This window comes from Streptomyces nitrosporeus (assembly GCF_008704555.1).
Taxonomy (GTDB): Bacteria; Actinomycetota; Actinomycetes; order Streptomycetales; family Streptomycetaceae; genus Streptomyces; species Streptomyces nitrosporeus.
Genome location: NZ_CP023702.1, coordinates 7,086,678 through 7,110,072, shown reverse-complemented (window position 1 = coordinate 7,110,072; position 23,395 = coordinate 7,086,678). Strand labels below are relative to the sequence as shown.

Annotated in this window: 18 protein-coding genes and 4 pseudogenes; 10 read left to right on the top strand and 12 right to left on the bottom strand. The window is 72.0% G+C overall.

Annotation, left to right across the window (positions count from 1 at the left end; genetic code table 11):
• The first annotated feature begins 48 nt into the window (after positions 1–48).
• A pseudogene (locus CP967_RS34935) lies at positions 49–1,067 on the top strand (Tn3 family transposase).
• 58 nt (positions 1,068–1,125) lie between these two features.
• On the opposite strand, the gene CP967_RS31655 reads toward CP967_RS34935, so the two are convergent.
• Complete coding sequence (locus tag CP967_RS31655) at positions 1,126–1,422, bottom strand: winged helix-turn-helix transcriptional regulator (RefSeq protein ID WP_150491246.1); 297 nt, start codon at positions 1,420–1,422, stop codon at positions 1,126–1,128.
• A 145-nt stretch (positions 1,423–1,567) separates the two neighbouring features.
• Between CP967_RS31655 and CP967_RS31650 the strand changes: the two genes are divergently transcribed.
• The 3 genes from CP967_RS31650 to CP967_RS31640 all read left to right on the top strand — a co-directional run bounded on the left by CP967_RS31650 (position 1,568) and on the right by CP967_RS31640 (position 3,551).
• Positions 1,568–2,152 carry a carboxymuconolactone decarboxylase family protein gene (locus tag CP967_RS31650; RefSeq protein WP_167535477.1) on the top strand — a complete coding sequence of 195 codons (585 nt, stop codon included), beginning with the start codon at positions 1,568–1,570 and terminating at the stop codon, positions 2,150–2,152.
• A 99-nt stretch (positions 2,153–2,251) separates the two neighbouring features.
• Positions 2,252–2,563, top strand: a complete 312-nt coding sequence (locus tag CP967_RS31645; protein ID WP_150491245.1) for an EthD family reductase — start codon at positions 2,252–2,254, stop codon at positions 2,561–2,563.
• A gap of 115 nt (positions 2,564–2,678) precedes the next feature.
• Entirely contained in the window at positions 2,679–3,551 is an 873-nt protein-coding gene (locus CP967_RS31640) for a PhzF family phenazine biosynthesis protein (protein WP_150491244.1), read from the top strand.
• A 21-nt stretch (positions 3,552–3,572) separates the two neighbouring features.
• On the opposite strand, the gene CP967_RS31635 is transcribed toward CP967_RS31640, so the two are convergent.
• From CP967_RS31635 to CP967_RS31625, 3 genes and pseudogenes are all read right to left on the bottom strand, one after another.
• Complete coding sequence (locus CP967_RS31635; RefSeq protein WP_150491243.1) at positions 3,573–4,451, bottom strand: alpha/beta fold hydrolase; 879 nt, start codon at positions 4,449–4,451, stop codon at positions 3,573–3,575.
• Between the two features lie 216 nt (positions 4,452–4,667).
• A pseudogene (locus tag CP967_RS31630) lies at positions 4,668–5,258 on the bottom strand (transposase); the annotation flags it as partial.
• 314 nt (positions 5,259–5,572) lie between these two features.
• Positions 5,573–6,574, bottom strand: a complete 1,002-nt coding sequence (locus CP967_RS31625) for an alpha/beta hydrolase (protein WP_150491242.1) — start codon at positions 6,572–6,574, stop codon at positions 5,573–5,575.
• Between the two features lie 64 nt (positions 6,575–6,638).
• On the opposite strand from CP967_RS31625, the pseudogene CP967_RS31620 reads away from it, so the two are divergent.
• A pseudogene (locus CP967_RS31620) lies at positions 6,639–7,896 on the top strand (IS701 family transposase); the annotation flags it as partial.
• Between the two features lie 90 nt (positions 7,897–7,986).
• Here the strand turns inward: CP967_RS31620 and CP967_RS31615 are convergent.
• The 3 genes from CP967_RS31615 to CP967_RS31605 all read right to left on the bottom strand — a co-directional run bounded on the left by CP967_RS31615 (position 7,987) and on the right by CP967_RS31605 (position 12,364).
• Entirely contained in the window at positions 7,987–10,656 is a 2,670-nt protein-coding gene (locus tag CP967_RS31615) for a helix-turn-helix transcriptional regulator (RefSeq protein ID WP_150491241.1), read from the bottom strand.
• A 39-nt stretch (positions 10,657–10,695) separates the two neighbouring features.
• Positions 10,696–10,968, bottom strand: coding sequence for a DUF4158 domain-containing protein (locus CP967_RS31610; protein ID WP_167535476.1), 273 nt, complete (start codon positions 10,966–10,968; stop codon positions 10,696–10,698).
• A gap of 181 nt (positions 10,969–11,149) precedes the next feature.
• Positions 11,150–12,364: an ROK family protein gene (locus CP967_RS31605; protein WP_150491239.1), complete on the bottom strand. Its 1,215-nt coding sequence runs from the start codon at positions 12,362–12,364 to the stop codon at positions 11,150–11,152.
• Between the two features lie 122 nt (positions 12,365–12,486).
• Here CP967_RS31605 and CP967_RS31600 point away from each other — a divergent pair, with 122 nt between their 5' ends.
• Entirely contained in the window at positions 12,487–13,731 is a 1,245-nt protein-coding gene (locus CP967_RS31600) for an MFS transporter (protein ID WP_150491238.1), read from the top strand.
• 138 nt (positions 13,732–13,869) lie between these two features.
• On the opposite strand, the gene CP967_RS31595 is transcribed toward CP967_RS31600, so the two are convergent.
• Positions 13,870–14,574, bottom strand: a complete 705-nt coding sequence (locus CP967_RS31595; RefSeq protein WP_150491237.1) for a TetR/AcrR family transcriptional regulator — start codon at positions 14,572–14,574, stop codon at positions 13,870–13,872.
• Positions 14,575–14,708: 134 nt separating this feature from the next.
• Here CP967_RS31595 and CP967_RS31590 point away from each other — a divergent pair, with 134 nt between their 5' ends.
• Positions 14,709–15,161 carry a nitroreductase family deazaflavin-dependent oxidoreductase gene (locus tag CP967_RS31590; protein ID WP_150491236.1) on the top strand — a complete coding sequence of 151 codons (453 nt, stop codon included), beginning with the start codon at positions 14,709–14,711 and terminating at the stop codon, positions 15,159–15,161.
• 157 nt (positions 15,162–15,318) lie between these two features.
• Here the strand turns inward: CP967_RS31590 and CP967_RS31585 are convergent, their stop codons facing one another.
• Positions 15,319–16,011, bottom strand: coding sequence for a maleylpyruvate isomerase family mycothiol-dependent enzyme (locus CP967_RS31585; protein WP_150491235.1), 693 nt, complete (start codon positions 16,009–16,011; stop codon positions 15,319–15,321).
• Between the two features lie 140 nt (positions 16,012–16,151).
• The gene (locus CP967_RS31580) at positions 16,152–17,372 is read right to left on the bottom strand and encodes a geranylgeranyl reductase family protein (protein WP_150491234.1); all 1,221 of its coding nucleotides are present in this window, start codon (positions 17,370–17,372) and stop codon (positions 16,152–16,154) included.
• A 257-nt stretch (positions 17,373–17,629) separates the two neighbouring features.
• On the opposite strand from CP967_RS31580, the gene CP967_RS31575 reads away from it, so the two are divergent.
• Both CP967_RS31575 and CP967_RS31570 read left to right on the top strand, forming a co-directional pair.
• Positions 17,630–18,994 carry a dipeptidase gene (locus CP967_RS31575; RefSeq protein WP_150491233.1) on the top strand — a complete coding sequence of 455 codons (1,365 nt, stop codon included), beginning with the start codon at positions 17,630–17,632 and terminating at the stop codon, positions 18,992–18,994.
• Positions 18,995–19,127: 133 nt separating this feature from the next.
• Positions 19,128–19,850, top strand: a complete 723-nt coding sequence (locus CP967_RS31570) for an MBL fold metallo-hydrolase (protein ID WP_167535475.1) — start codon at positions 19,128–19,130, stop codon at positions 19,848–19,850.
• A gap of 90 nt (positions 19,851–19,940) precedes the next feature.
• On the opposite strand, the gene CP967_RS31565 is transcribed toward CP967_RS31570, so the two are convergent.
• Complete coding sequence (locus CP967_RS31565; RefSeq protein ID WP_150491232.1) at positions 19,941–20,969, bottom strand: NUDIX hydrolase; 1,029 nt, start codon at positions 20,967–20,969, stop codon at positions 19,941–19,943.
• Positions 20,970–21,719: 750 nt separating this feature from the next.
• On the opposite strand from CP967_RS31565, the pseudogene CP967_RS31560 reads away from it, so the two are divergent.
• Positions 21,720–21,881 (top strand): annotated as a pseudogene (locus tag CP967_RS31560) (IS1380 family transposase); the annotation flags it as partial.
• Between the two features lie 55 nt (positions 21,882–21,936).
• Here CP967_RS31560 and CP967_RS31555 read toward each other — a convergent pair.
• Complete coding sequence (locus CP967_RS31555) at positions 21,937–23,244, bottom strand: aminotransferase class V-fold PLP-dependent enzyme (RefSeq protein WP_150491231.1); 1,308 nt, start codon at positions 23,242–23,244, stop codon at positions 21,937–21,939.
• Between the last annotated feature and the right edge of the window lie 151 nt (positions 23,245–23,395).

The following is a 23,395-nucleotide window of genomic DNA, read 5'->3' as shown; positions in this document are numbered from 1 at the left end:
TGCCTCTTACACAGGTGATCGCGGCAACGAGATGCGTCGGGGCCGGCGATGCGCCGCACTCCCGCGTCCAGCCGCTCTGCTTGTCCGTGGTCTTCGCCGTGCAGGACACAACCCGCGTACCCCTCGCCTCGGAGAGAGCCGGAGGCGTACAGCCCCCGGCCTCGGTCGAGGCGGCGGCCAAGTGGGAACGGCGAGCAGGCGTTCCGAGGCTTCATCCCGTGCGGGGTGTGGGAGGCCGTCTACATCATCGAGGGCCTGCTGAAGAACTCCTCCGAGGTGAAGCCGACCACCGTGCACGCCGACACCCAGGGCCAGTCCCAGCCGGTGTTCGCGCTCGCGCGCCTGCTGGGCTTCGATCTCATGCCCAGGATCAGGAACTGGAAGGGCCTGACCTTCTACCGGCCCAGCAAGACCACCGAGTACGTGCACATCGACGCGCTGTTCGGCGAGGCCGGAAAGAACGTCATCGACTGGGACCTGATCGAGTCCCGGTTCCGCCACCTGATGAAGGTGGCCGTCTCCGTACGGGAGGGGGCCATCTCCTCGTCCACGCTGCTCAAGCGGCTGCGCTCGGGCTCCAAGAAGAACGCCGACTACGCCGCCTTCCGCGAGGTCGGCCGCGTGATCCGCACCATCCAGCTGCTGCGCTACCTCTCCGACCCGGCGCTTCGCCGGCGGGTCACCGCGGCGACGAACAAGACCGAAGCATTCAACGGCTTCTCACAGTGGATCGGCTTCGGCAACCGCGGCGTCATCGCCGACAACGACCCCGTCGAGCAGGAAAGGCGATGAAGTCCAACGCCCTGCTCACCGACGCGGTCATCTTCCACAACGCCCTGGACATCGCCGAGACCGTCCGGCAGCTGCTGGAAGAGGGCTGGACGATCGAACCGGAGGACCTGGCCCACGTCTCACCGTACCTGACCGAGCACATCAACCGGTTCGGCGAGTACTCCACCCACGAGCTCGGCATCCAGCCCGACGCGTACGACCCGGAGCTGGACGTCGACTTCACCCCTCTGCGCGGCGACGAGCCAGCAACCGAGGGGTTCTCGCAGGCCGCGTGAGTCCGTGTCCCGAGTCGGCGGCCGTCAGATCACCGCTCCACCTGGTCGGGCGTGACCTTCACGTCTCCGTGGGCTCCTGATCGTTGTGCTCTTGCTCCTGCGCCCAGGTGATCGCCCATTCGTCGAGCGGACGGAGGGCATCACGGAGTGCTGTCCCCAGCCGAGTCAGCTCGTAGCCATCGGCCGAGGGGGCGACGATCCCGCTCGATGCGAGTTCACGGAGCCGCTGGTAGAGGACGCTGGACGACAGCCCTTCGCACCGTGCCAGCAGCGCGCGGGCGCCGAGCGGGCCCGCACGCAGTTCCCAGAGGATTCGCAGCGCCCACCGACGGCCGAACAGGTCCATCGCGGCCATGAGGGGACGGCCGGTCGTCGATCCACGAACCGGTGTTCCTGGGCGCGGTGTCGGCATGCCCCTCCTAGTCCTTGCGTTTCGTTATTCGAAACACTAGCATCCACTCGGCGTTTCTGATTTCGAAACGAACTCGACGGGAGAGCCGATGTCGCGGATAGCCCTGCTGGACCCGCCGTACACCGACCAGGCCGGTGCACTGCTCGCGCGCATGATGCCCGGGGACGCCCCGCCGATCGGGCTGTTCCGGATGTTCGCCAGAAACATCCCCATGGCCGACGCCATGCACGGGTGGGGTCGCTACGAGTTGGGCAGACAGCTGACCCTGACCATGCGGGAACGCGAGATCGTCATCGACCGGACGTGCGCGCTGTGCGGCTGCGAGTACGAGTGGGGCGTGCACATGATGACGTTCGCCGAGCGGGTCGGACTCACCCGCGAGCAGGCGGCGTCCCTGGTGCACGGCGCCCCCGCCGACGAGTGCTGGACGTCCGGGAGGGAACGGCTGCTCATCCTCGCTGCCGATGCGCTGCACGAGCGTTCCGACATCGATGACGCGCTGTGGACACGGCTCGTGTCGGTCTTCGATGAGCTCCAGCTACTCGATCTGCTTCTGCTGTGCGGGTGGTACCACGCCGTCAGCTTCGCCGCGCGCGCCACGCGCGTGCCGCACGAGCCCGGCGCGCCTCGCTTCGCCGACTTCCTCCCCCTCACGACCGGGACCAACCGATGAGCACTGCCCGAGAGCACCCCGAGGCGCGACAGGTCGTCATGCATAAGTTGGTAGTCCTGTATTCCGAGCCCGCCGACCCTGATCCGGACGGAGGCCGTCATGCATAAGACGGTGGTCCTATATCCCAAGCCCGCCGACCCTGACCACTTCCGCGACTACTACGTGAACAACCACCTTCCGCTGGTCATGGACTGGCCCGGCCTGCTTGCGTGGCGCTACAGCTTCGACGTGGCGGCGGCCAACGGAGAAGCGCCATACTTCGCGGTCTTCGAGGCCGACTTCGCTGACGCCGCCGCCCTGGCCGCGGCGCGGTCGTCGCCGCAAGGCCGGCGGCTGGCCGCCGATGTCGGCAACTACGCCACCGGCGGTTTGGTCGTCATCGACTATCCAGTGCAGGACGGCACCGGCTGAGGCAGGACGGCACGCTCCGGGACGCGCGTTCGGAGCGTGCCGTTGCGGCCAGGTCCCGGCTGTCTCCGGAACGCCGTTCGCGGTTGCCGGTTCGTTGAGCGTCAAAGGGGGGCCGATGTCCTGGCCGGATGTCACGGTGGTTGATGCGTGCGTGCGGCGCGACGGCCGGGGCGGCAGCCCCACGGCCGTCACCGACGACGACCCGGCGGCGACGGACGCTGACCGGCGTACGGTCGCCGCTGCGGCCGGCACCTCGCACGCGGCGTTCCTCGGCCCTGGGCGGACGCCGGACGGGGGCCGGCCGGTCCGGTTCTTCACCGCCACCGCCGAACTGTCCAGCTGCGGCCACGGCACCGTTGCCGCGCAGGCCACTCGATTGACCCGCACCGCGCTGGGCGAGCTGAACGACCGCCAACACACCGGCGGGCGCACCTTCGACACCGTCGCGATCCGCCGCCCCGCCGGCATCGAGGTGTGGTTCGACCAAGGCCTCGTCGCGCTGCGACACCCGGCACCGGACGAGCGCGCCGCGATCGTCGCCGCGCTCGGGCTCACCGCCGACGATCCGCATCCGACCAACGCGCCACGGATCGCCGCGCCCGGCGCACCACGCATACTGGTACCCGTCCGCGACCGGTCGGCGCTGCTGCGGGTCCGCCCACACCTCGGCAGGCTGGCAGCGGCGTGCCAGCGGTACGGGCTCCTCGGCTGTTTCGTGTACGTACCGCCGGTGGGCGACCGGCCGGGTGCGGCGCGGATGTTCGCGCCGGCGATCGGTGTCGACGAGGACGTCGCCAACGCCAACAGCACCGGCTGCCTGGCCGCCCACCTGCTCGACACGACAGGGGCGCAGACGGTCGCGATCGAGGTGGAGCAGGGCGGCACCCTCGGTCGACCGGCCAGCGTGCTCGCTTCGGCCCGACGCGGGCCGGCGGGCATCACGACCCGGATCGGCGGGTTGGCGGTGGTCCGCGGCTCTCACAAATGAGGGATTCTGCAACGGACTTCCTCACTCGGCCGTGTGCGTGAGGATCGCGTCCGCCAGCTCCTGGTGGGTCTCCAGCGGCAGCGTGTGCCCCATGCCCGCCACGGTCATCAGCCTTGCCCCCGGGATCTGTTCGGCGATGAGCGCACCGTGCCCCGGTTTGACCGGCTCGTGGCTGCCCTCGATGACCAGCGTGGGCGCCTTCACCTGGTGCAGCACGTCCACCGGTTCGAAGTCAGGGCCGGCCCCTGCGGCCAGCCGGTGATTGGACGCCGCCGACAGATCGCGGGCCCGGCCGTAGACGCGTTCCTGCAGTCGGCGCGCCGCGTCCTCGTCGAAGGGCAGCCCGGTGCCGTGCAGCACGCGCTGCTCGGCGATCATGCTGTCGATCAGCGCTTGGCGGTCCCGAGCGGGCGGGGCGGCCATCAGCGCGCGAAAGAATTCCACGAACTCCCGCTCCGGCTCCGGCAGGCTGCCCTTGGGCTGCGGCTGGCCCGTCAGAGCGCGCAGGAGCACCTGGCCCTCGCCGCGACCGAGCGGCGAGGAGGCGATGACGGTCAGCGAGCGCACCCGCTCCGGAGCCTCCACGGCGATGAGCTGGCTGAGCAGCCCGCCCGCCGAGTGGCCCACCAGGTGGGCGCTGTCCAAACCGTGGGCCGCCAGTACGCGGTAGACGTCGTTCTTGATGTCGCTCCAGGTGTACGGATCGGTCGCGAAGTCGACGGTGCCCGACCTGCCGGTGTCACGGTGGTCGTACCGGATCACCCGGCGGCCTCCGGCGGCCAGGCGGCCGACGAACTCGTCCGGCCACAAGACGCCCTGCGACATCGAGCCCATGATCAACAGGATCGGTGTGTCCGTCTCGGCACCGAACTCTTCACTCCAGATGGTTACGTTTCGCATGCCTCACAGCATGTCGTCCGCAGCTACGGGTGCCTTCCGTAGAACTACTGGCCTGACGCGTTCACCGGGCAAGCCCGGATCGTGATGCCGGAACGCGGAAGTGCTCCCTGAGCCGTGATGATCCGGCTTGCCGGAGATCGAAGCATCGCAGCTGGGAGCACTTGCCATGTGACCCCCACAACGTCTCGTTGGAGGCTGTCCGCTGACTTCGGCTTGTCAGGGTGAGGTTGGGTCGTCGAGGGTCAGGCCGGTCCTGGTTGTGAAGCCGTCAGGGGTGTCGGGCCGGTACTGGAGGCGTTTGGGCCGGTTGCGTACGAGTGCTTCGAGTCGGTCGAGGGCGACGACGGCGAGGTTGGCCAGGCTGCGTTTGACGTGCGCCCCTACCCACTCGACAGGGTTCGGGCCGGGCGAGTAGGCGGGCAGCAGGAACACCGTCAGCCAGTCACGCTCGGCGATCAGCTCACGTATGGCGTGGGAGACGTGGGTGTTGAGCCGGTCCCGGACCAGCATGATCGGCGCCTTGACGAGCTGGTGGACACCGCCGACCAGCGCGATGAAGTCCCGCTCTCCCATGCTGCGGCGTGTGCCCTCGCCGGCGGGGCGGGTGCGCGAACGGTGGCACAGCCGGGTCCGGGAGCCGGGCCGCTTCGCGATCAGCCCGGCCGCCGACAGGTGCCCTGAGCGTCGCCCGCTGACGGTCACGGCCGGGGTGCGGCCGCGCCGGCCCCTGGTGCGCCCCCGGGGCGGCCGCCGGGCGAAGCCCACCTGCATCCGCACCGTCTCCCGGCGCTCACGTCCCGCAGGGGACGGCCCGCCCCCATCCGCCTGCCTCACACACCACGAAATACAGCCACTACCCCAGACCCAGCAGAGGTTTCAGGAAGGATCACCCTGACGAAAGGATCACCCTGACGAGCCGAAGTCAGTAATGCCCTCGGGGTTTGACGGAGCCGGGATGCCGGACACTTGCTGGTCCAGGACCTTGGAGGGCTCCCTGTCACGCAGCTGTCCGCCTGAGTCCGTCCGCCTGGGTTCCGTCGCGAGGTTCCTCGACCTCGTTACTACGGACGCCTGGCCGGCACGTTGTCCATCCCGCGACCGACTACCGCCGGAGGAGACCGTCAGCCGGTGGCGAGAAGGTGCTCCAGCCAGTTGCGGCGTGCCGCGAGAGCGGCCTTGCTGATCCGCGCCTCGGGGGCTTTCCGGTCGAATCCGTGGATTCCGCCGGGCCACACGTGCAGCTCGGCTTCGCCGCCGGCCTGCCAGATCCGGTCGGCGTAGGCGAGGATCTCATCGCGCAGGCACTCGGCGGAGCCGACGTCGAGGAATGCGGGTGGCAGGCCGGCCAGGTCAGTGGCGCGGGCGGGCGCAGCGTACTGCGGCACATCAGGTCCGCCCTGGGCGTCGCCGAGCAGCGAGCTCCAGGCGAACCTGTTGCGGCTGCGGTCGAAGAGTTCGACGTCGTCCATCTGCAGGGCCGAGGCGCTGTCGTTGCGGTCGTCGAGCAGCGGGGCGATCAGCAGCTGGCCGAGCAGGCGGGGACCGCCCTTGTCGCGCACGGTCAAAGCTAGCGCGGCGCTGAGGGTGCCGCCGGCGCTGAAGCCCGTGACGACGATGCGCTCCGAGTCGATGCCGAGTTCGTCCGCGTGGTCGGCGACCCACAGCAGACCGGCGTGAACGTCGTTGATCTGGGCGGGGTAGGGGTGCTCGGGCGCGAGCCGGTAGCCGACCGAGATCAGCGTGGCCCCGAACCGCTCGGCCGTCTCGAGTACCTGGTCGAGCTCGGTGCGGTGATCGCTACAGTAGAAGCCGCCGCCGTGTATGAAGTAGAGCGCCGGCCGTGATGCGGGTGCGCCGGAGGGTGTGCACACCAGCAGCGGGATCTCGGGGGCGCCGTCCAGGCCGGGCACCGAAGGCTGGAAGACGGTGAAGCGCCCGCCATGGCTGAGGTCCTCGAGCGCCGCCACCGCGGCGTCGGTCTCCGTGCGGATCACCGACAGCTTCTCGGGGTTCATCGGCGCCAAGTCCGGTTCCCCCGCCAGGTAGGCGTCATAAGCGACCCGGAGTTCGGCGTCGAGAGGAACGGGAACGGCGGGCACGCTCTTTCCAGGTTCAAGATTCATACGCGCACGCTAGTAGGACTCCGTCAGGTCTGTCCCGCGATCCTGTTCGGGGCATGGTGATGGTGTGGACGCACATGAAGTGAACCGTGCTCGGGCGGCGTTGGCGCTATTCGTGGCTGACGTGTTCTCGTCGGTGCCGCGCAAGGGCGCCGGCGGGCGAAGGGCGACTGCTGCCTGCGGGGACTGACGCTGGACGGACGGCGCAAGTCGGTCCAGCCGACGGCGGAACGACTGCCGGACGGCAACGAGCAGAACCTGCAGCAGTTCGTGAAACGGTCGACCTGGAATCCGGTGCCGGTGCGACGGCGGTTCGCGGAGCGGATGGTGCCGCAGATCCGCCCGGACGCCTGGGCGGTCGATGACGTGTCCTTCCCCAAGGGCGGCCGGATGCCGGTGACGGTCGCACACCAGTACTGCGGTGCGCTGGGTGAACAGGCCAACTGCCAGGTCGCGGTGAGCGGGCACGCGGTCTTTGGCACCGCCTCCTGCCCGCTGCAGTGGCGGTTGTCCGTGCCCGAGGAGTGGTCGGACGACGCCGTGCGGCGGCAGAAGACCGGAATACCGCCAGGGGTCGGGCACCGGGAGAAGTGGCGCCCGGCACCATCCCCCACCCGACGAGCTCGCCGGGTGGGGGATGGTGCCGCCGGTGGTGGTGGCCGACGCCGGCTACGGGCAGAGCGCCGACTTGCGCGACGGCCTCGACTGACGTGGCATCGGCTGTGTCGTGGCCATCCGTTCGGAGGTGACCATCCACCCGCACGACGCACGGCCCACCACCCCGACGTGGTCCGGAAACGGCCGCAGGCCGCAGCCCCGCCACCGCGACAAGCCGTCCTCGGTGGCCGCCCTGGCAGTCGGCCATGGGCGGCAGGCATTCACCGAAGTGACCTGGCGTGAAGGCTCACGCGGGCCGAGGCGCCCGCATTTCCTGGCACTGCGAGTGCGGCCGGCCGGCGTCCGGGCTCGCCGTCCGGCCCAGGCCGCCGCCACCGCCGAGCACGGCCACTGGGACGGCGTCCCGCCCGACGTGACACTGCTGGCCCAATGGCCCGAAGGCGCCGATGGACCCACCGGCTACTGTCTGTCCGGCCTTCCCGCCGACACCCCGAGCACCGAACTGGTTCCGCCTGGCCAAGATCCGCCGGCGCATCGAACACGACTGCCGCGAACTCAAACACGGCCTCGGCCTGGACCACTTCGAAGGACGTTCCTGGGCCGGCCGGCACCACCACGTCACCCTGGTCACCGCCGCCCGCGCATTCCTCACCGAGCAGCGCCTGGCACCAGAAGCCGATACAGCGGACTCACCCTCCACCGGACCCCGGCACCGTCCAGGACCCGCTGAACCGCTGGACCGGCACCTGCCCCACCTGCCCCTGCCCCTGCCCCTGCCCAGCAGACCGCACACGACATCAAGATCGGGAAAGACCTGACGGAGTCCTGCCAGCCGTGAGAACCACCAGCCGTGCCAGCTCCGTACGGGAGCCGATGCCCAGCTTCGGATAGATCTTGTACAGGTGGTACTCGACCGTACGCGGGCTCAAGAAGAGCTGAGCGGCGATCTCCTTGCTCGACAACCCTTCGGCGACCAAGCCGGAGATGCGCAGTTCCTGCGAAGTCAACGCGTCGAGCACGCTGGGGGGCGGGGCGCTGGCGTTCTCGCCCGCCGCCCGCAGCTCGTCCTGCGCACGGCGCGCCCACGGCCGGGCGCCGGCCTGCTCGAAAACCTCCCACGCCCTCCGCAGATGCGCTCGCGCCTGGACCGGCCGCTGCGCGCGGCGCTGACGCTCGCCCAGCAGCAGGGCCGTCCTGGCCGCCTCGAACGGGTTGGTGTGCAGCCGCAGAGCCTCACCGAGAGCTTCCTCGTCCGATTCGGCCAGGCCGCGGCAGCGGGCCAGCAGCGCGCGCGACTCGGGTGTCGCGGCGTGTTCGGTCGATCGCGCATAGGCCGAACACGCCGCCCGGGCACCGGCCTCGTCCCCCGCGCCCACCGCGGCCTCCACCCGGTCCGGCATGGTCCGCCACGTCACGGTCGGATGCCCCGCGCCCGGCCCCGCCACCGCGAGCGCCCGGAAGCGGTCATGGGCCGACGGGTAGCGGCCCAGACACAAGTCGAGCATGGCCGGCGCGTACGCGGCCACCCCCGCGTACAGCCCCACCCGGTGTGGCAGGGCGATGGCCAGCGCCTCGCGGGATTGCCGCTCGCAGGGCTCCTCCTCGCCACGCAGGGCCGCCAGCACCGCCAGATTGGCCAGGTGCGCGGCCACCGTGTTCTCGTATCCGGCTTCCCGCGCCAGTGCCAGGCCCTCCTCGGAGACTGCCCGGCTGCGCGCGAGCCGCCCGGCGAGGCGCTCGGCGGTCGCCACGAACTCCAGCACGACGGGCAACTGCCCGGCCATCCCCGACACCCTGGCTACCCGTCCGGCCCGCTCGGCCATCTCGGTCGCCACATCCGACTCGCCCAGAGCGCTGGCCGCGGCCGCCGCCCACAGGTAGCCAGCCGCGTCCTCCAGCCCGTCCGCCCGCGCCAGTGCCCGCCGCAGCAAGGCCGGCCCGGCAACGTCGCCGTCCAGAGTCAGGCCGATCCCAGCGACCGTGTCCCGCAGGAATCCTTCCGGGTGCGCCGCCGCCCGTCGACCGAACTCGACGACGGCCGCCGTGTCGCCGACGTACGAGGCCGCCTCCACGGCATCGGCCAGTATGTCCAAGCTGTCGCCCGCCGCCAGGATCCGCACGGCCTCCGCCGCGTTTCCCGAGTTCAGCTCGAACCGGCCCCGGAGCCGGGCGATCTCCATCGCGAGTGTGCTGTCCCCGCCGGGCCCTTCACCTGCCTCGGCCAGCAGCGATTCGGCCTGTCCCGGCCGGCCGGCGAGCCAGGCCGCCGTGGCGGCGTCCTTCAGCCGGACGGCACGAGCGCGCGGCTCGGGGGTCAGCTCGGCAGCCCTGATCAGGGCAGAGGCAGCGGCGCCGTACCCGCCGCGGTCGCGAGCCCGCTCGGCAGCCCTCTCCAGCGCGACGGCGACCGGCTCGGCCTGGCCCAGGGCGGCTCCGGCCAGGTGCCAGGCCCTGCGGTCGTCCCCGGTCAACTCCGCCAAGACGGCGTGCGCTTGTCGGACCTCGGCGGGGGCGGCCGCCTCGTGAATCGCGGATCGCACGAGCGGGTGACGAAAGCGCACGCTGGAGCCTGACACCTCGGCCAGCCCGCTCCCCTCCAGCTCGGCCAGAGCCACCGCCCCCGACCCCACCGCCAGCCGCTCGGCGGCCCTCAGGACCACTTCAAGGTCGGTCTCGACGGCGGCGAGCAGGGCGACCAGCCGGGCGGGGGCCGACAACCCGGTCACCCGATCGCCAAAAAGCCGCGCGCCACCGGGCAACGGGTCGGGCAGCGGTTCCTGGCCTGCGAGCTGTGCGGGCGTCAGCCAGGCGGCAATCTCATTCAGGGCCAGAGGGTTCGCCCCGGTCAGCCTGATGAGTTCCCCTCTCACCGGGCCGGCCGGCACCCCGTGCCTGGACTCCAGCAGCTCGGCCGCGGCGTCCTCGGGCAGGCCGCGCACGCCCACCGTCGACGTCACCCCCCTGACCGGAGCGTCACCGCGGACAGCGAGCACCATCGCGATCCGTTCGGAGCCCAGCCGCCTGGCGGCGAACAGCATCGCGTCGGCCGAGGCACGATCGATCCACTGGAAGTCATCGACCACGCAGATGAGGCCCTCCGGTCCGGCGGCCTCGGCCAGCAACGACAGCACGCCGGCGCCAAGAAGGAAGCGGTCGCCCGCGCCACCGGCAATGTGCCCCAGGGCCGCTCGCACGGCGTCGCGCTGCGGTCCGGGCAGCGCGTCGAGCAATCCGGCCACCGGCCACAACAGTTGGTGCAACGCCGCGAACGCCAGGTCCGACTCGGACTCGACGCCGCCGGTCCGCAGCACCCTCATCGCCTCGCCCCGCGCGGCCGCTGCGTCGAGCAGGGCGGTCTTGCCCGCCCCGGCCTCGCCCCGGAGCACCACCGCCCCGCCGCAGCCACCGCGGGCCTGTGCGATCACCTCGTCGAGCGCACTGACTTCCGAAGATCTTCCGTAGAGCACAGAAGCACACTCTAAAGGGGGACGGCCGGCGTACGGCCCTCATCGGCGGGATAGCCGCTTGACCGCCCGCCCCGACCAGTCGTACGCGGCCCACTCCTCGGTGGCCACCTTCATCTGCTGGGCGACGTACGCCACCGCAGATGCCGGGATCTCCCCGGCGTCCTCCGGGGACCGGGCCTCCACCTCGAAGAACTTCAGCAACAGCGCGAACCCCGACCGGTTCGCCCCCGACCGGTTCCGCAGCCGCTCCTGGTCCTCCTCCAGCAGCGTCCAGACCTCGATCAGGTCCTCCGGTCCCCACTCCTGCCGCACCCCGCGCTCCCTCCGGCCGTCATGACCGGACCGACCTCGCCGAGCACGGCCCCCGATGAACCCAGAAGATCAAGAACCCTGACAAGCACACCCCGGATCCGCTACAGAGAGCTACTTGTCACTTCGCGGCAGCTTCGGGAGAACAGGGCCGGATCAGGCGGGAGCGTGGCTTCGGCCTCTCTCAGGCCAGCGCGGCCAGCGGGTCGTCCAGCACGGGCTGCCAGGCCAGTTCGGCCGCGCCGACCAGGCTGTTGTGGGCGAGGGTGCAGGACAGGATCGGCACGCTGCCGCTGCGGCCCCACAGACTGCGGTCGGCGACGACCGCGCGCAGCCTTTCGGGGTCGGCCTCCAGCAGGTCGCGGTGCAGGCCGCCGAGGATGATCCGGTCCGGGTTGAGGATGTTGACCAGTCCGGCCAGACCGAGCCCGAGCCGGTCGATCAGTTCCTCGGCGGCGGTCCGCACGGCGGGATCGGCGTACTCGGTGCGCAGCAGGTCGCCGGACTGCTTGAGGAGTGATTCCTCGGGGCCGGGCACGCGGCGCGCGGCGGTGAGGAAGGCGAGGGGGTCCGTCTCCACGTCCAGACAGCCGCGCCCGCCGCAGTGGCAGGGGCGGCCCTCGGGGTTCACGGTGAGGTGCCCGACCTCCAGGGCGAGCCCCGAACTTCCGCTGTGCAGGCGGCCGTCGAGGACGAGCGCACCACCCACGCCCCGGTGTCCGGTGGCCACGCAGAGCAGGTGCTGGGCTCCTCGCCCGGCACCGTGCCGGTGTTCCGCGAGGGCGGCCAGGTTCACGTCGTTCCCGGTGAAGGCGGGTCCCGTGATCCCGGCGGCGCGTACTTGGGCGGTGAAGATCTCCCGGACCGGGGAGCCCGCGGGCCAGGCGAGGTGCAGCGGGTTGAGGGCCGTGCCCTCGGGTTCGGCGACCGCCGAGGGCACGGCGAGTCCGGCCCCGACGCAGCGCAGCCCGGTCTCGCGCAGCAACTGCGCCCCCGCCTCGACGACTTCGCCCAGCACCTGGGCCGGGTCGGCCATGACGGTCACACAGCCGGGGGCGGTGGCCACGATCCTGCCGCCCAGCCCGACCAGCGCGGCGCGGAAACCGTCGGAGTGCACCTGCGCGGCGAGGGCGACCGGCCCGCTGTCCCGGACGGACAGCCGGTGCGAGGGGCGCCCCTGCGAACCGGCCGCGGAACCCGGGCTGGAGTCGACCCTGATGAGCCCGAGCGCCTCGAGTTCGGCGGCCACGGCGCCCGCGGTCGCGCGGGTGACGCCGAGCTCCGAGGTGAGCACCGCGCGCGTGGGCGCGCGGCCGGTGTGGACCAGTTCGAGGGCGGGGCCCAGCGCGCTGCGCCCTCGCTCCAACCTGGTCCGCGTGGTGGTCGACTTGCCGTTCATGGGGGCGAGTCTCCCACGATCCCGGAAGCGCCTTCGACGCCCCCGGGTCGCCCACCGGCCACCGGCCGGCCGCCGGGGCGGGGGTCTTGCGTACCTGGTCGGGGCAACTCTATGCTTCCTTTGTGCCGCAACTAAACAAATTGCGGTCGGCGCTGGCCGCGCGGTCCGGCGAGGGCGCCACCACTCCTTCGGCGGCCCGTCTGCGCGCCGCCCTGACCGTCTTCTTCGCGCTCGACGGTTTCGTGTTCGCGGGCTGGGTGGTCCGCATTCCCGCCATCAAGCACCAGATCGGGGCCGGTACCTCCGCCCTGGGGCTCGCCCTGCTCGGGGTCTCCGCGGGTGCGGTGATCACCATGACGCTGACCGGGCGGCTCTGCCGCCGCTTCGGCAGCCATGCCGTCACCGTGGTCTGCTCGGTGCTGCTGGCCCTGAGCGTCTCGCTCCCCGCGCAGGCCCGTTCGGCATCCGCCCTCGGCCTGGTCCTGCTGCTGTTCGGTGCCGCCTACGGGGGCATGAACGTGGCGATGAACAGTGCGGCCGTCGATCTGGTGGCGGCGCTGCGCCGCCCGGTGATGCCCGGCTTCCACGCCGCCTTCAGCCTGGGCGGCATGGCGGGCGCGGGCCTCGGGGGCCTGGTCGCGGGAGGCCTCTCCCCCTCGGCCCACCTCCTCCTCCTCGCGGGCACGGGCCTGCTCGTCACGGCGGCCGCCGGGCCGGTACTCCTGCGGGAGCGCCGGGCCGCGGAGCCGCCCGTCGCGAGGCCCGCCCCGGGCCCCGGGGCTCCGGGGCCCGCGGACGGGGGCCGGGCGGGCGCGGGGGCGCGCCGCACCGTGATCCTCTTCGGTGTCATCGCCCTCTGCACCGCCTACGGCGAGGGCGCGCTGGCCGAGTGGGGGGCCCTGCACCTCGCCCAGGACCTGCACGCCGCTCCGGGGCCGGCCGCCGCCGGTTACGCCCTGTTCGCGCTGGCCATGGCGGTCGGCAGGTTCTGCGGCACAACCCTGCTGGAACGTCTCGGCCAGACCCGGACCCTGGTGGCGGGCGGGGCGACGGCCGCGGTGGGGATGCTCTTCGGCGCCCTCGCGCCCACCGTCCCGCTCGCCCTGGCGGGTTTCGTCCTGGCCGGCCTGGGCCTGGCCAACATCTTCCCGGTCGCGGTCGGCAGGGCCGGGGAGGTGGCCGGGCCGAGCGGGGTGGCCACCGCGTCGACGCTCGGCTACGGCGGGATGCTGCTGGGGCCCCCGGTCATCGGCTTCCTGGCCGACTGGTTCTCCCTGCCGCTGGCACTGACCACGGTGACCCTGCTCGCCGCCGTCGCCGCGGTGCTGGGCCACGGCGCCCGCCACGCCGCGCACACCGGCGGCTGAGCGGGTGCGCCCGGGCCCGCCCTGGCGCACGGCGGGGACGGCGGACCGGTCACGGGGAGCGGGACAGGGGAGACGGGCGTACGGACAGCGGGGCCGGGCGCGGTACGGACGGGGCGGACGGCGCCGCCCGCCGGGCCGTCACACCGCGTCGTCCGGCAGGCCCACCGTACGGGCCAGTTCACGGGCAGCCCGGCGGAAGAAGGCGTCGCGCTCCTCGACGACCCGGTTGAACTGACCGAAGACCTCGAAGGAGACCAGCCCGAAGAGCTGCGCCCACGCGGCGATCAGCGCGGTCATGGTGGCGGGCGGGAGGCCGGGGGCCAGGTCCGCGGCCAGCCGCTCCGCGTCGGTGCGCAGCCCGTCCGGCAGCGCGTCCGCGGTGAGCCCGTCGCCGGGACACGCCTCGCGGACGATGCCGATCAGGACCAGGCCGACCCGGGAGGCGGGGCCGACGGTGTCCTGGGGGGCGCTGTAACCGGGTACGGGTGAACCGTAGATCAGCGCGTACTCATGAGGGTGGGCCAGGGCCCAGGCGCGCACAGCGCAGGCGACGGCCGTCCATCGGACGGCGTGCGGTTCGCCGGATCCTTCGGACGAGGAGCGGGCGGCCTCCGCCGCTTCGCCCACCGCGTCGTAGGCGTCGACGATGAGGGCCGTCAGCAGGTCGTCACGGCTCGGGAAGTAGCGGTAGAGCGCGGAGGAGGCCATACCCAGCTCCCTGGCGACCGCGCGCAGGGAGAGTTTCGCGGCTCCGTCCGCCGCGAGCTGCCGCCGGGCCTCCTCCTTGATGGCCGCGGTGATCTCGGCACGGGCACGTTCCCTGGCTCCTCGGATGCTGCTCATGCCCTTCAGTCTGCCACGCCGGGAGAGCACCGAACAATAACGAGAGCACTGCTCTTGCTTTACTCAGGCACTCTCGTGCACACTGATCTCAAGCGAGAGCAGTGCTCTCGAAAGCATCCAGTGGTGGGGGTCCCATGTCTCAGCCGTACTACCTCCGGGGCAGCGCGCTCAACGTCCGTATGAACAGCGTGGTGGGCTGGCTCGCCCGTCACGGGATCAGCCTGATGGGCAGCGCCGAGATGTCGGTGCGGGGCCGCAGGAGCGGACAGATGCAGCGCATCCCCGTCAACCCCCACACCCATGAGGGGACGCGGTACCTGGTCTCCGCGCGCGGGCATTCCCAGTGGGTGCGCAACATGCGGGCGGCGGGCTGCGGGGAGCTGCGCGTGGGCCGCAGGGCCCACGCGTTCACGGCCGAGGAGGTCACGGACGACGCGCAGAAAGCGCTGGTCCTGCGGTCCTACCTGGAGAAGTGGGGCTGGGAGGTCAACCAGTACTTCCAGGGCGTCACCGCCAAGTCGTCCGACGCCGAACTGCTGGCGGCCTGCCCCGACCACCCGGTCTTCCGCATCACGGTGGAGGACTGACCGGACGAGGGGCCGTACCGCCCTACCCCTACGAAGCCCCGTACCGGCCCTCGGGATCCGCCCGTACCGGCCCTTCCGGGGCTTCCGGGGCTTCCGGGGCTTCCGGGGCTTCCGGGGAGGTTTCGCGGTCCCGGGCACCCGCCGGGCCCTCCCCGCCTCAGGCGGTCAGCGGCCCTTCCAGGACCAGGCGGCCCGCCCTCCGGTCCCCTTCCCACACGTACGCCCGGTCATCGTCCCGGGCCCGCCCCCACAGCAGCAGCAGGAGGTCCTCCGCGGTGGCGGAGACCCTGGCGACCGGGACGCCCGGTCCGTAGGTCCATGTGTGCGCGGTGTCGGTGGCGTCGAGCCGCAGTGCGGACGCGGGCGGCTGTGCGCGTCCCCTGGACCGCTGCCTCGGCACCATGGTGTCGAGGACCTCCGCCACTCCCTCCGCGGCGAGTCCGGCGTCCATCGGACTTGGCGTACCGAGGGCGTTCTCGGCGTCCCAGCGGTGTACGAGCGCCTCCAGGCAGCGGCGCCGCTGCCAGAAGCCCGCCGTGTGCGGCGGGTGGAACGTCCACGCCTCTGTCAGCGGGTCGGTGTCCAGTGCCCGCGTCAGCGCCGCGCACGAATCCTCGAACCAGCCGACCAGCGCGGTCCGCTCGCGTGGCGCGGCCGGCACGGTGTGGTCGCCGCGCCGCTCGGTCACCGCGGCCGCCGCCCAGTGGTTCTGGCCGCCCAGGTGGTTCGCCAGGTCGTACAGCGTCCAGTCGCCGCAGTGCTCCACGGCGGCGGACAGGTCACCGTCGAGGCAGGCCCGGAACGCGGCGTGTTCCCGGCCCAGGTGCCGCAGGTACGAAGCACAGTCCATGGCGGGTCAACCTACCCGGGCCCCGCCGCGGACGGCACCCCCGCCGCGGGGCCGCCGGCCCGGATGGCGGCGGCGGACCGGGCCCGCTCCGCGGGCCGGCCCCGGCAGGCCTGGTCCGGCCTGCCGGGCAGGGTGCGGGCTCAGCCGCGGTCCATCGCCGACAACGCCCGCTGGGCCAGCGGATGCGTACGGACCAGTTCGGCGAGCGAGGTCGTCCCGCGGGTGATGCCCGCGAAGGCGTTCCAGGCCGGGCGGAAACCCGTCAGCACGGCGTGCAGGAGCCCCGGGCGGCGCTCGAACAGCTTGAGCATCCGGCGGCCGACGCCCATCTCGACGCCCAGGCCCGCCTTGATGGCGAACGCGTAGTTGAGCGCCTGGCGCCGGGCGTCGACCGCGTCGTGCGACTCGGCGATCCGCACCGCCCACTCGCCCGCGAGCCGCCCGGACCGCAGGGCGAAGGAGATCCCCTCCCTGGTCCAGGGCTCCAGCAGGCCGGCCGCGTCCCCGCAGACCACGACCCGGCCGCGGGAGAGCGGCGAGTCCTCGCTGCGGCACCGCGTCAGATGCCCCGAGGAGATCGTGGGCTCGAAGCCGGCGAGGCCGAGCCGGCCGACGAAGTCCTCCAGGTAGCGCTTCGTCCCCGCGCCGTCGCCGCGGGCGGCGATCACCCCGACGGTCAGGGTGTCGCCCTTGGGGAAGACCCAGCCGTAACTCCCCGGAAGCGGGCCCCAGTCGATGAGCACCCGTCCCGCCCAGTCCTCGGCCACGGTCCGCGGGACGGGGATCTCGGCCTCCAGGCCGAGATCCACCTGGTCCAGCTTCACCCCGACATGTGCCCCTATGCGCCCCGCGCTGCCGTCCGCACCGACGACGGCCCTGGCCAGGACGGTCTCACCACCGGAGAGGACCACGGCGACCGTGCGCCGGTCGGGGACCGCGGGGCCGTGCTGCTCGACCCGCGACACGGTGGCCCCGGTGCGCAGTTCGGCGCCCGCCTTCTGCGCGGCTTCGACCAGGCCGGCGTCGAACTCGGGGCGGTTGATGAGTCCGAAGAGCATGCGCTTGGACCTGCGGGTGCGGGACAGTTTCCCGTTGAGCGAGAAGGTCACCGCGTGGATCCGGTCCTTGAGGGGGAGTTCGAAGCCCGGAGGCAGCGAGTCCCGGGAGAACCCGATGATCCCGCCGCCGCAGGTCTTGTAGCGGGGGAGCTCGGATTTCTCCAGCAACAGCACCCGCCGGCCGGCGACGGCCGCCGCGTACGCCGCGGAGGCCCCGGCCGGGCCCGCGCCCACCACGACGACGTCCCATACCGTCGACGACTCTTCCGGCTCACGTCCGACGTCTGCGTTCTCGCTGCTCACGATGTGCTTCTGCTCCCGATCCCGACCACTGGCCCCAGTTGCTCACGGCATCCTACGGCGCGTGGTGGCCGAGATCCGCTGTGGGAGGATCGGCCATGAACCCGCCGTACACGCGACGCCTCACCCACCGGTGTCGCGTGCGGTCGCGTAAGGGTCGTCCGTGAGCCGTGGCTGTCGTCACACGCCCGCCGGGGACACGGGACGACCCTTGCACGACGCGCCACTGTCCTAACGTCGCACCCACCAGGAGCGTGCCCATGACCGCCCGTCCGATTTCCGAGACCGTTGCCTCGCTGATGCCCCGCGCCAAGACGGAGCTCGCCGAGCTGGTGGCCTTCCGGTCGGTGGCGGACCCCGAGCAGTTCCCGGTGAGCGAGTGCGAGGCCGCGGCCCGCTGGGTGGCCGGCGCGCTGCGCACCGAGGGTTTCGAGGACGTCGCGCTGCTGGACACCCCCGACGGCACCCAGTCGGTGTACGGGTTCCTGCCCGGACCGGCCGGGGCGCCGACCGTGCTGCTCTACGCGCACTACGACGTGCAGCCGCCGCTCGACGAGTCGGCGTGGCTCTCTCCGCCGTTCGAGCTGACCGAGCGCGACGGCCGCTGGTACGGCCGGGGCGCGGCGGACTGCAAGGGCGGCTTCGTCATGCACCTCCTCGCGCTGCGCGCCCTCAAGGCGGACGGCGGTGTGCCGGTCTCCGTCAAGGTGGTCGTGGAGGGCTCGGAGGAGCAGGGCACCGGGGGGCTGGAGCGGTACGCCGAGGCGCACCCGGAGCTGCTGGCCGCCGACACCGTCGTCATCGGCGACACCGGCAACTTCCGGGTCGGCCTGCCCACCGTGACCGCCACCCTCCGGGGCATGACGATGCTGCGGGTGCGGCTGGACACGCTGGAAGGCAACCTGCATTCCGGCCAGTTCGGCGGGGCGGCCCCGGACGCGCTGGCGGCGATGATCCAGCTGCTCGCCTCGCTGCGGGCCGAGGACGGCACGACGACGGTGGACGGGCTCACCACGGACGCCGCGTGGGAGGGCCTGCAGTACCCGGAGGAGGAGTTCCGCCGGGACGCCCGGGTCCTCGACGGGGTGGAGCTGATCGGCACGGGCACCGTGGCCGACCGGATCTGGGCCCGGCCCGCGGTGACGGTCATCGGCATCGACTGCCCGCCGGTGGTGGGGGCCACGCCGTCGTTGCAGGCGACCGCGCGCGCGCAGATCAGTCTGCGGGTGCCGCCGGGCCAGGACGCGGCCGAGGCGACGAAGCTGCTGACCGCGCACCTGGAGTCGCACGCCCCGTGGGGGGCCAGGGTCACGGTCGAACCGGTCGGCCAGGGCCAGCCCTTCCGCGCCGACGTCACCAGCCCCGCGTACACGTCGATGGCCGAGGCCATGCGCGCGGCCTATCCGGGCCAGGAGATGCAGACCTCCGGCATGGGCGGTTCCATCCCGCTCTGCAACACGCTGGCCGCGCTGTACCCGGAGGCGGAGATCCTGCTGATCGGGCTGAGCGAGCCCGAGGCGCAGATCCACGCGGTGAACGAGAGCGTCTCGCCCCAGGAGCTGGAGCGGCTCTCGGTCGCCGAGGCGCTGTTCCTGCGCAACTACGCGGAGTCCAGGAAGGCCTGAGCGCTCCGGGCGGAAGACGGGCCCGGCCGGGCGGTGGTGTCCGGCCGGGCGGTGCTGTCCGCTACGCCCTGGGCGAAGTCGCCCGGAGCAGAATTCCGGGCGTCTTAGCTCCCTCCGTGCGTACGTTCGCCGTATGGACCTCGTCGAAGTACTCCCGCAGCGCCTGTACATGTTCCGCTTCCCGATCGGCCAGGCGTATCTCTGGTGTGACGGCACGCCCGACAGCACGGACGGCGGGCCGGGCGGCGGTGCGGAGCTCACCCTGATCGACGCGGGTGATGTGCACGCCGCCGGTGCGGTCGAGGACGGGATACGCCGGCTGGGCCTCGATCCGGCCCTGCTGAGCCGGATCGTCCTCACCCACGGCCACCGCGACCACTACGGCGCCGCCCAGGAACTCGCCGACCGGTTCGGTGCGCGGATCATGGCCCACCGCCTGGACGCCCCGGTGATCCGGGGGGAGCGCGAGGTCGCCGACCCCGTCCTGCTGGACTGGGAGCTCCCCCTCTGGGCCCACGCGCTGACCGTCCCCGACGCGCCGCCCACCCGGGTCGACCGCGAGCTGGAGGACGGCGACGAGCTGCCGTTCGGCGGCGGCGCCCGGGTGGTCCACTGCCCCGGTCACACCCCGGGCTCCATCGGTGTCCATCTGCCGCGCCACGGGGTGCTGTTCACCGGGGACAGCGTGGCGGAGGCCGGGCAGGTAATGCTCGGCGTGTTCAACACCGACCGTACGGAGGCCGAGGCGTCCTTGCGGCGGCTCGCCTCGCTGGCGCCGGACATCGCCTGCTTCGGTCACGGCGCCCCGCTCACCACGGACGCGGCGGCCGGTCTGCGGGCAGCCGCGCAGCGGTGAAAGGAGGGCCCCCGGCCCCCTCCCGCCGGAGGGCCGCGGCGGGAGGCGCCCGCTCTCCCCGGTCCGCCGGGACGCCCGTGCCGGCCTCCGTCAGCCCACCGGGACGCCCGCCTCCAGGTTCAGTACGGTGCCCTGCTCCCTGGCCCGCAGCGCCCAGCGCAGCCGTTCGAACCGGGTGGGCGGCAGCAGCCGGGCCGCTTCCTCCTCCGTGACGAAGCGCCAGCCGCGCAGTTCCGCTCCCGGCAGCAGCATGCGGCCCGTCTCCGCCTCCGCCAGGCGCCCGCCGTCGAAGAGGAAGCGCAGACCCCCGTGCGCGGGCGCCCTGGGGGCCTCCCAGTCGACCAGCAGCAGTTTCGGGGCCGCGGTCATGGTGAGGCCCAGTTCCTCCGCGACCTCCCGTACGCCTGCTTCGGCGGGCGCCTCCCCGGCCTCCACCACCCCGCCCGGGAACTCCCAGCCGGGCTTGTAGGTGGGGTCGACCAGCAGCACCCGGTCCTGGTCGTCGAAGAAGAGCACTCCGGCGGCGACGGTCTCGGCACGGGGCGCGGGGCTCTGCACGATCCCGCACTCACGGGCCTCACCGGTGCGCAGGGCCTCGGCGATCCGCGCGGCCGTCTCCTGGGGGGTGAGCGCGCTGGTGTCGATCGTGAGGGCGTCCCCGGTGATCCAGTCGAGGGCCTCGCGGTAGGGCCCGATGTGCTCGTGGTCCCGCCGCCCGGCCGGCTCCGGGCCGTCGTCGCACCGGGCGCGGTCCGCCATCCGCTGCCGCAGGATCGTTTCCTCCGGAGAGAGCAGCACATGGCGGACCGGGATGCGGTGGGACGCGAGTCCGCCGAATATCTCGTCGCGGTACTCCTGCCTCAGCAGCGTCATGGGCACCACGAGGACCCCGGGCATCTCGGCGAGCATCGCGGCAGCCGTGTCCACCACCATGCGCCGCCAGATCGGCAGGTCCTGGAAGTCGGTCACCTCGGCGAGTTTCTTCCGCGGCAGCAGATGGTGGAGCTGCGCCCCCGTCACCTCGGGGTCGTAGAAGGTGCTGTTCGGGATCAGGTCGACCAGTTCGCACGCGGCGCTGGTCTTGCCCGCACCGACCGCGCCGTTGATCCAGACGATCATTCGTACTCCAAGACTGGGAGGCCGCTGGGCAGCGGCGGAGCCGGATTCGCAAGATCATCTGGGAGAGGTGTGGGAAAAGGCGGCATCCACAGACCGGCCCCCACCACCTCCTTCTCCCACACGCCCTGGAGATACCCCACAATCCGCTCCTCCATGGCAAGCGCCACCCCTCTGTACATGCCCTCCGCTCCCGGCAGCTCATGCCCGTCCGGCCCTCGGCGGCCATCCGCGGAACGCCGCCCGTCTCGTCCAGCCGCGCCTTGCGCCGGTGCCGCAGACGGCAGAGGCCCTCCCCTGCCCCGTCCTCTCCCCCACCGCAGCCGGTCCGGGCCGGGTCACCGGTCGCAGCGCGGACGGGGTACGCGCTCATCCGTTCCGTTCCGGACCGGGTAGCGGCACGTGCCGCCGAAGCCGGTCCGGAGCAAGGGGGCACCTCCTGGGCGGGGCACCTGTCCAAGACACCGTCACCGGTCCGTCAGAGCGCTGTCGCGCTTGTCGCAGCGGCTGTGACCCGGTGCCCCGGATGAGGCGGTGCGGTGCCGGGACCTCGCAGCCGAGGGGGCGCACTCGGGTCCTGGCACGAGGGAATCGGCGGCCCGGAACCGTCATCCCGCGGTGGACACCGGCCGTAGCCCGCGGGGTGCGATGGTGTGCCGCCGTGTGGTGCGGGGGATCTCCGCGGTCGAGCGCGCGGGTACTCCCCCGGGTGCGCCGTCCGCCGGTCGGCACCCCTGCTCGGCCGGCGGTCCACCAGGCGCCCGGCCGAGGACCACGGACGCGGACGGCGTGCGGATCACCTGCTTCGCGACCGGCGCCCCCGGCCGGCCGGTCACCGGGTCCGAGCTCCGTCACCGGCTCCGGGCACGGGCCGAGGACCGCGTCCGGGCCGCCCGGGCCGCCGGCCCGCGCAACGCGTGAGGGGCCGCCGACTCGGTCGGCGGCCCCTCACGAGGGTTCGAGGCGGGATTCATGCGCCCTTGAGGGACCGGATGACCTTCAGGGCCAGGTCGACGTCCTCCGGGGAGTTGACGATGCCTGCCGACAGGCGGACGCGGGGAACGCCGTACGGCGTGGCGTTGGCGATGACACGGTTCTCGCGGAGGATCTTCGCGACATTCCGCGGTTCGTAGCCCTCGACATCGAAGGTGACGATCCCCGCGGACACTTCGGGGTCGAGCGGGGTGTGCAGCGTGACGTGGCCCATCTCGGCCAGGCCTTCCTTGATCCGGCTGTTGAGTTCCGCGATCCGGTCCTGGATCCGCTTGCGCCCGATCCGGCGGACGAAGCGGAACGCTTCGGCGGTGGCCCACTGGTGCTCGTACCCGGCGAATCCGCCCGGGCTGATCCACGCGGCCTCGGTGGGTCCGGCCGGCCGGCGGTCCTGCCGCCAGGCCGCGGAGGTCTCCTTGCTCATCAGGCTGGGGATCGTCGGCTGGAGGAGTGCCCAGTTCTCCGGCTTCGCCCACATGATCCCCGTACCGCGCGGTCCGAGGATCCACTTGTGGGTGCCCGCGGAGAAGAAGTCGCAGCCCATGCTCGCGACGTCCTCGTCCGCCACGCCGAAGCCGTGCACCCCGTCGACCACGAGCAGCACGCGGTCCTCCTCGTCCCGGTCGCGGTTCAGATCCGCGATGACGTCCGCGACCCTGGTGATCGGCAGGCGGACGCCGGTGTTGGAGTGGACCCAGGCGACGCCGAAGACGCGGGTTTCGGGGCGGATCGCAGCACGGATGCGGGCGACGGCTTCGTCGACGGAGAAGTCGGACGACGACTCGTAGAGCGAGATGGCGCGCATGGTCGCACCCCACCTCTCGGTGGCCAGGCGGATCGCCTCGTGATGCGGGTAGAACTCGTGCGTGGTGGTCAGGATCTCCTGGCCGGGTTTCAGCCGCAGGCCGTTGTAGGTCAGCGCCAGCCCCATGGTGGTGCTGGTGGTGAGGGCGATCTCGTCGGCCCGGCCACCGACGTATTCGGCGGCCTCGGCGCACACGGTGCGCCACAGCATGTCCTCCTCCCGGCCGAACATATTGTCGTCGAGGAAGCTGTGCGGGTCCTCGTCGAATGCCTTCCGGTACTTCGTGATGGCGTCACGGACAGGCTTCGGATTGGAAGCCAGGTAGAAATTCGAGAGGTGCGCCAGGTCGGGCGAGAGAAGGAACTGCGCGCGGACGGAATTCCAGTCATTCGGGTCGAAGGGCCGAGGGCCGGCCTCGCCGTGCGAGGCCTCTTCGATGCCGATGCTTGCCGGGCCTGCGGTGTACGAGAGATCCACCATTACTCCTCAATGCGTGTCCGGAATTTCTTGCATTTCACGAGGCGCAGACAGAAACTGCGTTTCGCAGTTTTATCCACCAGACAATCTTCACAGTTCCCGGATGAGATTAAGCAGCTTATTTCCGGGTGTCAAGGCGGCCCATCGAAAACAT